6 protein-coding genes are annotated in these 13,947 nt (G+C 51.9%); 1 reads left to right on the plus strand and 5 read right to left on the minus strand.

Translation table 11 applies throughout. The features are described 5' to 3' along the window. Nucleotides 1-8 precede the first annotated feature (8 nt). Entirely contained in the window at nucleotides 9-3,383 is a 3,375-nt protein-coding gene (locus JHU38_RS06175) for a SusC/RagA family TonB-linked outer membrane protein (protein ID WP_107582039.1), read from the minus strand. Nucleotides 3,384-3,435: 52 nt separating this feature from the next. Then, the gene (locus tag JHU38_RS06180) at nucleotides 3,436-5,691 is read right to left on the minus strand and encodes a TonB-dependent receptor family protein (RefSeq protein ID WP_107582040.1); all 2,256 of its coding nucleotides are present in this window, start codon (nucleotides 5,689-5,691) and stop codon (nucleotides 3,436-3,438) included. Between the two features lie 1,457 nt (nucleotides 5,692-7,148). On the opposite strand from JHU38_RS06180, the gene JHU38_RS06185 reads away from it, so the two are divergent. Beyond that, nucleotides 7,149-7,871, plus strand: a complete 723-nt coding sequence (locus JHU38_RS06185) for an SDR family NAD(P)-dependent oxidoreductase (RefSeq protein ID WP_107582399.1) — start codon at nucleotides 7,149-7,151, stop codon at nucleotides 7,869-7,871. 15 nt (nucleotides 7,872-7,886) lie between these two features. On the opposite strand, the gene JHU38_RS06190 is transcribed toward JHU38_RS06185, so the two are convergent. The 3 genes from JHU38_RS06190 to JHU38_RS06200 form a co-directional block, all read right to left on the minus strand. Further along, entirely contained in the window at nucleotides 7,887-10,409 is a 2,523-nt protein-coding gene (locus JHU38_RS06190; protein ID WP_107582041.1) for a family 20 glycosylhydrolase, read from the minus strand. A gap of 31 nt (nucleotides 10,410-10,440) precedes the next feature. Beyond that, nucleotides 10,441-12,279 carry an FAD-dependent oxidoreductase gene (locus tag JHU38_RS06195; RefSeq protein WP_107582042.1) on the minus strand — a complete coding sequence of 613 codons (1,839 nt, stop codon included), beginning with the start codon at nucleotides 12,277-12,279 and terminating at the stop codon, nucleotides 10,441-10,443. An 80-nt stretch (nucleotides 12,280-12,359) separates the two neighbouring features. Beyond that, nucleotides 12,360-13,943, minus strand: a complete 1,584-nt coding sequence (locus JHU38_RS06200; RefSeq protein ID WP_107582043.1) for a RagB/SusD family nutrient uptake outer membrane protein — start codon at nucleotides 13,941-13,943, stop codon at nucleotides 12,360-12,362. Nucleotides 13,944-13,947: the final 4 nt, after the last annotated feature.

Raw genomic sequence — 13,947 nt, forward strand, 5'->3', positions numbered from 1 at the left:
TATTCTTGTTAGAAACCAATGTTCAACGTTACTGTATACTGTTTTGGGGTAGGCAGTGATACTCCTCCTGATTTATAATACTCCGGATCCTGTCCTTTGAGCTTCTTGTCCGAATAAATCAGGAAAGGATTGGTGACGTTCAGACGCAGATTCATGGAGTGTATTCTTACTTTCTTCAGGAAGTTGTCGGGCACGTCGTAGCCTAACGAGATGTTCTTCATGCGTACAAAACTTCCGTCCGCTACCATCTGTTGCGAGTAGTTGTAGGTGTTGTAGGCACGTTCGATGTTCTCTTTACCTACCTTTTCTATCAGTTCCTGCGAAGGAAGCACCGGTACGTCGGTCTTGTATTCATCGCCCGGATTGAGCCAACGGTTGTAATAGGATTTGGAGAAGACGTTCAGGTCGCCGAACTCCGGGTCGAACGTGGGGTTCAATCGTATCTTATTGCCCGCCTGCATGGTCAGGAAGAACGAGAGTTCCCAGCCCTTGTATTTCAGTGTATTCGACAAACCACCGATGACGCGTGGTTCGATGGGGCCATGATACAGCAGATATGATTTGGCATATTGTGTATCGAGGAAGTCGGCGCCGGCTATGTTTGACAGTTCACCTTGGCTGCCCGGATAGCGTCCGAAGTTAAACGTGGGCAGGCCGTTGTTACTCAATCCTTGGAAATTGAATGAGAAGAGCGAGCCTCGCGGATAGCCCACGATGTTGCCACGGCCTCTTCCCGCCACCATGTCAAAGGCGTTGGGCGTGTTCAGCAGACGTGTAATCTCCTGATCCATAGCACTCAGTGTGAGACTTGTCGTCCAGTTAAAACGATCCGTTACGATGTTTTTAGTGTGCACACCCAGCTCGATGCCGCGTGTCCGCATGTCGCCGAAGTTGGCATATTTATAGTATTGACCGCCCACACCCGAGGTGCGCACGAGGTCTATCAAGTCGAACGTGTTACGTTGGTATACGTCAAGCGTCGTACTGATGCGATTGTTGAACAATCCGAGTTCTAAACCGATGTTCAGCTCGTACATCTTTTCCCACGTCAGGTCTCTGTTTTCCAAGTGCAGGATATCGAGTTTGTTTTCGCGGTCGTTGAAATAATGACGGTTCACAATGCCGCTTTTATAAATAGAATTGGCATTGATGGCCTCTTCATTCATCTTGGCCGTGAGACCGTAACTGGCACGCAGGGCCAATCGGGAGATGGTTGGATAGTTCTTCATAAAAGCCTCTCGGTCGATATTCCACTTAGCCCCCACGTTCCATGTGGGCAGCCACAACGCGCGCGCTCCTTTGCCTGAAGTGTTAGATCCCTCGCAGTTGAATATCGCGTTGAATACATATCTGCCCGCATAGCCATAGGTTCCGTTCACCGAGAAGGTGACGCCTCGGTCGTTGCGCTTATGGTAATTGAAGTAATTGGTGCCCTCGTTCGCGAGCTTTTCGAATATCAGTGGATTGGTATACACCTGATTTCCCCGATCATATTGAATGCCATAGCCTTGGAAAGGATTGACCGTGCGCTCGGCCGAACGTACCTCCGTGAAAGCGAAAGCCTTCAAATCGTGCTGTCCCATGCGCTTGTCGAAATCGAAAGCGATGCGTGCCAAGAGACTTTTCAATGAAGCTTCGGTCTTGTTCAAGAGGCCTCCATGCGTCAGTCCCACTTTGGGTTGAAGCAGCGGATTATCCTTGTCGTGTACAAGATAGATATTCTGTTGGGCGACAAAAGGATTCTCGTTGGCGCGGAAAGCCTGCACAATATTGGAGCCTTCTCTCACTTCGTGAGTCGTACTCGTGTAGGCCTGGCGTGTGGAGAGCAAGGCTTTGAGCGCGATGTCGTCATTCAGTCTGTACGTGGCTTCACCTTGTATCTTGAAATCCAGCACATCGATGTTCATCTTGTTGTTGGCATATTCGTTGAAGATATTGAATGGCGCCCAGTTGTTACGGTAGTATTCAAGGCTTCCGTCTTCGTTATAGGGGCGCAGGGTACGGCTTGTTCCGAGTGCGTAGGAGAAAGGATTGATGTCGAAATCACGTTCGAATACGCCTAAGGTGTTGTTCTTGCGCTGCGGCAATGTGCCCGGCGCATTCTGCGAACGCACGTTGCCCTGTGCCGAGAGCGTGGCCGTGAACTTGTCGTTTATATAAAAGGTGTTCTTCATGTTGGCCGTGAGCCGGCTTACTTTGTCGGCGACGGTCCATCCGCTGTCGTGATAAAAGCCGATCGAGGCATAGGTGGCCGTATGCTTGCCGCCGCCCGAAAGCGTTATCATGTGATTGGTGATGGGTTTCATTGTAAAGAGAAGGTCGAACCAATCGGTGTTGGCGTACTCGCGCTTGCGCAGGAAGTCGGCCCTCGCCTCCGGCGTATTGGGCAGATAGTAGGTGCCTGTAGCGGGATTGATGGTGCTCACTCCTTTATATAATTGGTAATAGATTCCGCTGCGTCTGCCGTAGAGCGAGTTGCCGATACCGAAGTAACCCTTGTCGTTCATCTCTTGGTAGAGCGACATGGTTTCCTGCGAATTGAGCAGGTCGAAGTCGCCGTAGCGCGGTTTCAGGCGCACGGTGTTCTCCGTGGAGTAGGTCACCCGCAGGGGAGACTCCCTTCTTCCGGACTTCGTAGTGACAACGATGACGCCGTTCAGGGCTCGCGCGCCGTACACCGACGTGGCCGAAGCGTCTTTCAAAACCTGTATGTCCTGGATGTCGGCGGGGTTGAGTCCCGACACGGCCGAGCTGACGAGCGTCACCGCGTCGCCCGAAGCCAGCTGGTCAAGGCTCAGGTGTACGAGATCTTCATACACCGCGCCGTCGATGACCCACAGCGGTTGCACGTTGCCGATGATGGAGGCGCCGCCTCGGATATTGATGCGGGGCGCCGATCCGAACGTGCCCGAGACATTCTGTATCGACAGACCGGGCACACGTCCTTCGAGCATTCGCGACACGTCGGCAATACCTTCGAGTTTGATGTCATCCATCTTCACCGACGTGGCCGCGCCGGTATAGACTCTGTTGCGGATGTTCTGATAACCCGTCACCACGACTTCGTCCACCTGCCGGCTGTCGTCTTTCAGTACGATGTTCAAAGGGCGGTTGCCTATTTTCACCCGCAGGGTGAGCATGCCGATGTAACTTGCCTGCAAGGTTTGGCCTGCCGTGGCCTTGATGGTGAAATGTCCGTCTACGTCGGTCACGGCTTTCACCTTGGTTTCCACCACCTGCACGTATGCGCCGATGAGCGCTTCGCCCTGTTCGTTGCGTATCGTTCCCGTCACGGTTCCGGCCGTCTGTGCCGTCACCGTGAGAACCATGAACAGCGACAGGAGCGTCGATAGCGCTTTCTTGATATTTATCTGTTTGTACATTCTTTTCTATAATGATGATTCTACTTGTTTTTCGAGTATGTCTTGCCTTGCGTCAGAGGCGCAACAGCACGCCGCCGTAAATGCCGAAAGGATGACCGGCCCTCAGTCCCGAGGGATGGCGGGACACCAGATACTTCTTGTTGGCCAGGTTGATAGCATTCACCGTCAACGTGATATACTTGTTGACATGCGCTTTCAGAGAGGCGTCCATAATCAGATGGGCCGGAATCTTCTCGCGCTCGGCTATCTTGCCTTGTCCCGGCAGTGTGCGCATGTCGCCGTTGTAGCGGGCTCCGAAGTTGGCTTCCACCCACTTGTGCTCTATGCCTATCTGCGCGTTAAAGGCGTGCTTGTAGATATAGGGAATCTCGTCGCCATAGATCACATGCCCCCATGCCGCGCTTTCAAAATCGTTCTTCATCTTCGTATGGGTGTAGGTATAGGAGAGTTGAAGGGGCATTTGCACGGCAAAGGTCTTGGGAAGCGGCAGCCAGTGGAATAGCAGTTCCAGTCCGTTTACCAAAGCCTTGCCCACGTTAAACTGGTCGAGCGTGCCTTGTCCGCCCTGCGCTGCCAAGTCGCTTCCCAGCATATTGGCGTAGTTGTTGTTGAAAACGATGGCCTCACATTTCAGCGTCTGTGTCGTCAGCCGCAGTCCGGCCTCTACGTTCACGCTGCTTTCGGCCTTTTGGTTGAGCGAGGCGCTAGGCGGAGCGAAGCCCTTGTGAATGCCGCCGAATGCCGAAAGGACGGGCAGCACCTTCACGTTGAATCCCAGTCCCGGTAGGAGGGCGCGTACATGATTGGGCGTTTCTACGCGTACCATGCCCGTGCGGCGAGGATCGGCCTTGGTGTAGTCGCGCTTCAGCAAGTCTACATCTTCATAGCGCATGCCCGCCGTGAGCGTCAGAATGCCCTTCGACCATTTTCCAAGCCAGTAGCCCGACCAAGCATGGGCCGTAGTAATGCGGTTGGCGTTGCTTCCGGGCAGCCCCGTCAGAAACAGACTCATGCGTCCGCCCTGCATCGAATAGCTGTCGTCTTGCTGAAAACGGTCCTCGCTGTCGGCGTGGTAGCGCAGTCCCAGCTCCGCCGTGAGATAGCCGCCACCCAGCATGGTGCGGTATTCGCCCTTCGACTGTACGCCGCGTGAGCGGTACACACGGTGGTTGGCACGCAGCATCAGCGCCTCGCCCACGTAGTCCTTCTTGCCCGTTACGATGTCGAAATAGTCACGGTTGGTTTCCGGGTCGGCCAGCACGGCGTCGATGGAGCGGCGTTCGGGTTTGGTGAAACCGGCCCTCACCTCATTCAGCTTGTACCAGTTGCGGAAGAAATAGTTGTAATATAAATTTGTGGTTATCTTCAGTTTATTACCCGACTCTATCAGATACGTGGCCACCCATTGGGTGTGATGAGTCTTTAGATTGTCCTTTTGGGCACCCGCGTAGCGGAAATAAGGACGCGCGGCGAAATCGCTTTCCGACAGTCCTAAGTAGGTCTCGTCGGACGTCTCGTTGGCAAATCCGAACTTCAGTTCCAACAAATGGTTGAGTCCTTCATCCTTATTGGTCTGTGCCGAGACTTTGGCAATCAGGTCGTTGCGCTTGAATCCCGTGCGCTCGTCGGGCTCGTCCTTGCGGAAACCGTCCGACTGATAACGCAGATACTCCACTAAGAAGCCTACATGCTTCAATCGGTTGCCAATACTGGCATACGACTTGAAGGTGTTGTAGCTGCCGTAAGAGGTGTTCAGCTTGGCGCTGAACTTTGAAGGAATGGGTGTCGACACCATGTTGACGGCACCACCGGTGGTGAACGGTCCGTATTGCACCTGGCTGCTGCCCTTCAACACTTCGATGGCATACATGCGCCCGGCGTTCGGGAAATAATAAGCAGCCGGAGCGGCGTAAGGCGCGGGGGCGGCAAGTACGCCGTCTTCCATCAGCGAGATGCGCTCGCTTCGCTCGGCTTTCGTACCGCGCAAACTGATGTTCGGGCGCAATCCGAAGCCGTCTTCTTCGTAAACGTTCACGCCCGGAACGCTCTTGAGCATGCGGTTGATGTCGGTATAACCGAACTTCCCGATTTCTTCCGGAGAGATGTAATAAGCCGAACCCGTGCGGTTGCGTGCCTCGAACTTGCTACCCAGCATTTGATTGGAACGTACGACGACCTCCGTTATCCTGTGCACCGAATCGGTCATGGCGCTTGTAGCTTTGCTTTGTGTGCCTTGCTGCGTCTGGGCATACGTTCCCAATGGTGTCAGTGACAGAAGCAGAGGCATCATTTTGATCTTATAATGCATATAAAAAAGTTTTAAACTTATATGGCTTCTTTTATCATCGGGGCTTTCGGGTCGTCCCGATTGTCATAAACTAAAAGCGTTTATCATAAAGCGAATAAGTTTATTCCGTAAAATTCGGCTGCAAAGGTCGTTATTTTAATGGAGACTGACAATAACTATTTTTAGGTATTTTATATATTTCAAAGGAAAACAGCACTCATTTCTCATTTCCCACTTCCCACTTAGCTTTATGTCTTTCTTGGCCGCTTGCGGCCCTTATGTCTTTGTTCCCCGCGGCTAAAAAAATATGTTTTTATGTCTTTATGTCCTTAAAAACAACATAAGAAAAATAATGTCTTTCTGTCTTTATGTCAAAAAGCACATGAGAAGAATATGTCTTTATGTCTTTAAAAACAGCATAAAAAGACATGTCCTTATGTCTTTATCCCTGAATTATTTTTACATCCACCCTCCAAAAAGTGGCATTATTCTGAAAAAGAAAAGAGACGGGCGAAAATAAGCGATTTTTGAGCGAGTTTATAAATCGCTGGTTATCAACGAATTGCGCTTTTCAGGGAGCTTTCCCTTCGCTTTTTTGCCTTTAATAGCTATGCTTTTAGGCCGTAATCGCGGCTCTTTCACCCACTAAAAGCTATGCTTTGACGAGCTAATCGCTATGCTTTGAGCCGATAAAAGCATAGCTTTGAGCATAAAAGAGCATAAAAATCGGCAAACCGAAGGCCTTTTTCGCCATGCCGATAGCTGGATGACGTGTTGCGGAAGTGTTAAAATAATGCGATTTTTTCTAACAAAATCAGGGAGTCAGGATGGGCTGACAAGTGATGAAGCCGCAGACTTTCTCACCGGTACGCCTGTCGCTCTCCCATAAACGGTTGACAGTTCTATATGATTTGATCATTTGCAGACTTGTCCTCCCACAAATTGTCAGGTGAGCCTATATACTTTTGCAAAACGGCCGTATATGAAAAGAGGCCCGACTGTCGTCGCAGCCGAGCCTCAAAAGGGTTTTCATTTATTTTATCTTCAAAATGAACCGTACTTTAATTGAACCATACATCTGTTTCAAGAATGTAGAATTCGGTGTCGTCATCCTTTCTCTCCCGCGTGAAATCCTGTAGGATTTGGGGCAATAATGATTTCTTCTGTTTCATAGTTGTGTCCTCCTAAATGTTAGTAACCTGATAGTACACTGCAAATATAGGCATTATTTTAATACGTGTCAATACCTAAACTAAGGTAAAATTGCAGATTTAGTATAAATAACGTTAAAGGGTTTCGTAACGAAAGTGGTTGTGTATCAAACGATTGCAATTTATTTGTATGCTTATCCTTTTGCCTGTTTGAGCCTCTTGCTTGCTATGAAAGAAGGTTTACGCTATCTTTGTAAAGAGCAGTTGCACTCAAACATTTGACGACAAGTTTTTGTGCGCTTGCGGAACTAATGAATTGACATGCGTATGAATCAGGCAATTATCATGGGTGCCAGCAGCGGTATCGGCCGCGAGGTGGCACGAGTGTTGATCGAGAAAGGATGGACGGTGACGCTGGCAGCCCGCCGACAGGAACCGCTTGAGGCGTTGCGGGCCGTGGCTCCCGGACGGGTGAGCGTGGCTCGTATCGACGTGACCGACGCCGAAGCTCCCGCTCGGTTGGAACAACTCTTTGAGACGATGGGTCACGTAGACCTCTACTTTCACGCGTCGGGCATAGGCAAGCAGAACAGGGAACTGGAAGCCGCCATTGAGACCGACACGATGATGACTAACGGCGTAGGTTTCGTGGGAATGGTAAGCGCCGCTTACCGCTGTTTTGCCCGTCAAGGTGAGGGGCATATCGCTTGCATCACTTCGGTAGCGGGCACGAAAGGACTCGGGCCGGCGGCGGTCTACAGCGCCACCAAGGCCATGCAGTCCGTTTACTTACAGGCCTTGGAGCAGTTAGCTTACGGTCAGGGGCTGCGGATTGGGTTCACCGACATTCGTCCGGGCTTCGTAGATACGCCCCTGTTGACCAATCCGAGGGGCTATCCCATGCTGCTCGACGCGGCCGTCGTGGCGCGCACGATTGTCAAGGCCGTGACGCGCCGTCGCCACGTGGTCGTCATCGACTGGCGTTGGCGACTGTTCACGGCCCTTTGGCGGCGACTGCCTCGCCGGCTTTGGCGGAGATTGCGCCTGTAGCGAAGCGACTGTGGGTTATGGGTCGAGCGTGAAGCGTACGAGCAGCCCTTTGTGGTCGGTGGGCCAAATGCCCGCAGGGGCCAGCTTCGGGTCGGCTGCGGCGTCCTTGATGGGCTTCAGCCGGCATACCGAAGCGTCAGGACCGAAGATTCGGATGTCGGTGGCGCGGAGTCTTTTGCCTTGGTAATACACGTAGTCGATGCGTTCGCGCTCGTCGGCCTTGGGCGCCCAAGTGAGCAGTTTGATATCGGCCAGCGGGTTGTAGCAGGGGTAGGTAAAGCCCGGATGGGTCACGGGGTTGGGATAAAGTTCCCGATAGGTGTCCTTGAAGCCGGCCTGTTCCATCATCTTCGATACCGTCCAGGGCACGACGAAGCCGTGATGGTCGTAGAGTTGAGCCGTGGCCTCGGTCCAGTCGAGATGGGACGGCTCGTTGAAATCGCCTCCGAAGATGACGGCTGTACCCTCGGCCAGGTCGTGACGGGCCTCGTTCAGAAATACTCTTATCTCATCGTCGCGCCAGGAAAGGTTGTTCATTTTGAGCAATTCGGCCACCGACGCCGGGCGAGCCGTTTCTTTCCAGTTGGTGCCGTCATAGCCTCTCACGTTATAGTACGCGCAGTCCAGATAGTCCAGATGTCCCGTATAAACGGCGATGGAATGACCATTGGCATTTACTTTCAGCTTGTGGATGGTGCCATGGTCCTTGTTTAAGGGGAATACGACCACAGAATCGGCAATGGGGTAGCGGCTCAGTACCCCCGTGTCGTAGGAAAGGAACGAATGGTAGGTGACGCCCTTTCGTTGCAGGGCCTGCACGAGGCGGGCCGTGAAGTTGGTGTCGTGGTAGTTGCGCACTTCACTCAGCGTGACGAAATCGGGCTTCAGGCGAACCAGTTCATCCACGATGGCGTCGAAACCATCCTTGATCATTGTGCCCTCTTGCCATATATTCCATTGCAAAACCGTGAAGTTAAAAGGTTTGTGAGCCGTGTTGACATCGAAGACGGTATAGCCCTTTGCACGCATTTTCTCGGCCATGGTCACCACACGCTGCCTGAAATGCTCGTAAGAGGTGGTCGTGCCCCAGCCCCGTTCGGCAATGGCCATCAGGCGCGGATAGGTCATGTATTCGGCATAAGATTCCGTTCCCACGTATTCCGTCCACAGATTGCCCTGTATGCCGTCGATAAACGCGCTTCCCGCCGTGCCTCTTAAAACGGCCGGCATGGGGTCGTAGGCATAGACAGAGTCCAGCGGTGTGTAGCCGCCGATGGCCAAAGGCTGGGTTTGTGGGTCAGCTTGATACATGTCTAAATAGCACTTCTTCGATGGCGACATGATGGCATGATGGCCCATTTGGGCTGCTTTGATGCCTCCTTTTTCTCCTCTCCACGACACGATGGTGGCTCCGGGCGACACGCGGTTGCCGTCAAGTATCTCGTCCCAGCCCAACATGGTACGACCATGGCTGGTCAGGAAGCTGTCGATGCGGGTCATCAGATAACTCTGTATCTGTATGGTGTCGGTCATGTGGTGGGCTTTGTAGAGGCCTATACACTTCGGACATTTCTTCCAGAAGCGCATGGTGGCTTCGTCGCCGCCCACGTGGATGTACTTGGAAGGGAAGAGACGCATCACTTCCCGTAAGACGTCGGTCAGGAACGTAAAGGTCTTCGGGTTGCCGACACATAAGTCGAAGCCGTCGCCATGGCCCGTACACGACAGTTCGGGATAGGCGTGGAGCACCTCGTCGCTGTGGCCCGGCATTTCGATTTCGGGGATAACGGTGATGTATCGTTCCCGTGCGTAGGCCACGATATCCCTGATTTGTTCCTGCGAATAATAGCCGCCATAGGCGTCGGCGTCGTTCCGGCTGCGGAACCGACGGCCGTTGTCGATCCATTGGTCCCAATCGGCGTGGCTGCGGAATGCCGTTTTCTGCGTCAGTTCGGGATATTTCTTGATTTCTATGCGCCACCCTCCGCCATCGGTCAGATGGAAATGAAAGCGGTCGAGCTTGAAGAAAGCCATGGCATCGAGCTGCTTTTTGATGAAGTCAACCGACCAGAAATGGCGTGAACAGTCGAGCATGAAGCCCCGATGGGCATACTTCGGTCGGTCGGTTATCGTGGTGCAGGGGATGCGGTTGCCCTCAATGAGCTGACTGAGAGTCTGCAATCCATAGAAGATACCCATGCCGCCGGGAGCTTCTACGCGGATGGTGTCCCGGCCGACACGCAGCCTATAGCCTTGCAGAGAGGCGTCGTTCCAGGCATCGTTCGATTTACCGTCGGCCGTCAGCACGACGACGAGTTTGCGCGGGTGGTGGGGTGCCTGCCGGAAAAGGGCCCGGGCAACCGACGTGAGCCTGCTTTTCTCGCTTTTAGGAAGACGTGCGATGATTTTGATATTGGACGTAAGGTTTGCATAGCCCGTGTGAGTTTCCCGGTGGGAAGGTTGCGGAATGAGCGTCTGCGCGTGACCGTACAGGCCCGTGAGGGTGATAAGACAGCAGACAAGATGGCTCTTGAACATATAGGATATGGATATTTTGTGAATTGAAAAGTTATTGCTTGTTGGTTTTGCTCCATGAATTCCAGGCGTTGTAGCCTTGGTTGAATACGGCGTCGGGACGCCCGGCGCCTTTCGACATCAACGCTTTCAGGTCGGACAAATGATACCAATAGACGCCTCGGGGCAGCGTGTGGTGCTTCCGACAGAGGTAGGCCGCCATGCCGATTACCTCACCTTCCATGCCGCAAGTGCGCATGACGCGGGTTGTTCCCAATGCTACATGGGTGACGCTGATGTTGCGTCCCGCCATGAAAAGGTTGTCTATATTGCGCGAATACAGGCAACGATAGGGCACGTCGTAGGGTTGACTGAGCACCTGGTGGTGGGTGTCGGCCTTGAAAGCGCGGCCGGGAAACTGCCGTTGGTTTACGGAGTCGGGATAATGCAGGTCTATGCTCCAGGTCGTGGCGAAGGAAGCGTCCTCGTGACGCACGTTTTTCATGATGTCTTCTTCGGATAGGATGTAGTCGCCGAGCAGTCTTCGCGACTCTCGTTTGCCACTGATATAGCTTACCCAGCCCAGTTTTCGGTTGCGATATTCAGCTTTTCGGGCAGAATGATTCTTGAGCCAGCTCCACGTACAGTATACTGCCATGAGCCCATAGTCGCGTATTTGTTCGGCTTCGGTAATCTGGTTGCGATCCATTCCGGTTTCCCAAGTCCATTCGCCTCGTGTGACGAAGTCGCAATTCTTATCGTTCAGCGCGATGCCATCATCGAACAAAGGAAAGTTCTCTTTGCCTTTGACGGAATACCATTGTATAGAAGCCCCCATCGTCATCGTGTCTGCCTGTTCGGGCGCGTGTTCTTCGTGGAACTCTGCTTTGCTTTCGCGCCCCATCCGATAGTCGGCCCCGGCCAGATAGCCTATTGTTCCATCGCCTGTACAGTCGGCGAAGAGTGGTGCTTTGAGAATGATTTGACGGCCGTTTTCTATATGTTGTACGGCTATTTCCGTAATTTTACGATTTAATTTCTTAACGGCTACTGCATGATAGTTGGATAATAGTGTGATGTTAGGCTCATTGACGAGAAACGAGTCTTTCTTTCCATCTTCATAATAATGGGCCGGTTGGGCATTGCCTTCGCGCGAAGGGCCAAATTCACATATCATTTTGCCTAACTTAGGATAGCGTCCCACCTCAATGTCTCCGCCCAAGTGCACGCGGATGTCGGAACTATTGCAGCCTCCCCATACGGGGCGGTTATTGACCAAAGCTACTTTTAATCCCAGACGGGCGGCTGAAGCAGCGGAGCACATGCCGGCAATACCGCCGCCGATGACTACAAAATCAAAGTTCTGGGTAGTGGTATGAATAGGGTTAAGCGAAGCTCTCCAAGTTGTATTGGCATCTTTCGGAGGGATGAAATCTTTACGGCTGGTTAGAAAAATGGCATCACATCTGCCATCGAAACCTTGTAAATCGCGGAGCGCAAGGCGATGGCTTCCGGCCTTTAGCTTCTTTTGGCCCACGCGTTGCCATTCCCATGCCTGCCCGTCATGGCCTGCCGTGCCGATGACATGGCCGTTCAGCACGACGGCAAAGCCTCCGGGACCTTTGCCCGAAACCCATGGCGCAGTCCAATTATACGTGCGTACATATATATAATAGGTGTCGGTTGTCTGCAAATGAAAAGTCGTGGCAGCATCCTTGACAGGTTTTCCCATGCCGTGTGCCAGCAGATAAGGCGATCCCATGAGGTCCATAAACTGCTGATCTACCTGCCATCCGCCTTTATCTTTAAAACTTTCGGCTTCAATAAGAATATCGGTAGCATGTAGATGGGTGGTTATACCCAACAGAAAGAGTAGCAGGTATAAATGTTTCATTAGAATATTTGATGTAAAAAGAGGGTAGGCTTCCCGTCTTCAGGTTGCGGAAGCCTACCCAAGAATGTATATTTGATTTACTAACGCTTCAGATTGCGGTTCAATTCAGCGTCAAATGCGGGATAGGGAAGATAGATACTCTTCTCTCCCTGCCATTTTACGTTAGCGGGAACAAGCACAGTTTCCTTCACCAAAACACCCGGAGCAACTTCGATAGGCTCATTCTTTACACGGTCGTTGAAGGTTTGTTCCAACCTGTTGAGGCGCATAAGGTCGTCACGTCGGGTTACTAACGCGTTCCAATAGCCTGCCACTTCCCAACCATGTTCCTTGAAACAGGCCTCGGCAAAGGCTTCGCCGCTGAGTCCGGAAGTAAGATTGGGGAGGCCCGCACGGTTTCTTACCTTATTGATACACTCATAGGCCAGCGTGTTTGGTGTGCCCTCTGCACGAGCTTGTGCCTCGGCATACCATAATAATACCTCTGAATAGCGGATAAGACGGTGGCGATGACCATTCGTTGATGTATAAGAAGCGGGCTTGGTGTAGTCATAATCAACATCTCCCTTGCCCATAGTAAAGAGGCTAAACATAGGATGGCATTCTTCGGTTTGCCACCAGTCGATGAGTTCTGTTTCGTCCTTGCGCCCGTTGTTCTTCAATATTTTGGGATTATAAGTGGCATCTTTGCGTGGGCCGGCGGGGAAATCTTTCCAGAACTTAATGGTTCCCCAACCGTCTCCCCAGCCTCCGAGTGATTCAAAGAGGTTACTCTTAGACATTTCTGAGTCTTCATCCCAAGTGAAAGAGCCTGAAAAACTGATTCCAACAACGGTCTCGTTGGTATTGTTATGGCTGACGGAGTAAACGTGTTTGTACTCTGGTTCAAGGATATATTCGTACTTCCCGCTCTTCACACCTTCGATAACATCCTTTGCCATGGCTGCGGCTTCCTTGTAATAGGCTGTTTTGTTGAGGGGCCAACCTGCCATTGCCATGTATACGGAGGCCAAAGTTGCTTCGGCGGCCTGCTTTGTTATGTAGATATTAGTGTTGTTGATATGACGTGGCGCCTTGCTATAGCTGGTCGGAAGAATGTTTACGCAGTCTTTCAAGTCGCTTACAATCTGCGTATAAACCTCTTCTACAGTGGCCAACGGGCGGCTGTAATCAACGTCTCCTTTCAATGTCAAGGGGATTGGACCGAACCTTCTGACCAAATAAAAGTAGTTGAGCGCACGCCAGAACTTGGCCTGTCCCATAGCGATATTGATTTCTTCTGGAGTCGTCGGACACTTTTCTGCGTTGTTGATAATGCCGTTTGCGGCTTTGATTACCTTATAAGAGGTTTCCCAAAGCCATTTAGCACCCTTGTTGCCGTCGCTCGGATGGAACGCGTCGACGTCGGCAAGATCCTGCTTGTTACTGCCTGGATTGGTCGTAATGTCGTCACCTTGCCAGGCAGCCATCATTGGATTGGTATTGGTTTGCATGTCGCAGACCTTGCGATAGAGGGCATAGGTGCCCATGTTTAGTTCATCTTGAGTTGAAAAGAAGGTCTCGGGCGTCAGTTTTCCTTTGGGATCTTCGTTAAGCGCATCGCTGCATGAGGTGGCCAAGGCTGCCATAGCTAACGCGCTATATAATATATATCTAAGTTTCATAGTT

This window comes from Prevotella illustrans (assembly GCF_017426725.1).
GTDB classification, from domain to species: Bacteria; Bacteroidota; Bacteroidia; order Bacteroidales; family Bacteroidaceae; genus Prevotella; species Prevotella illustrans.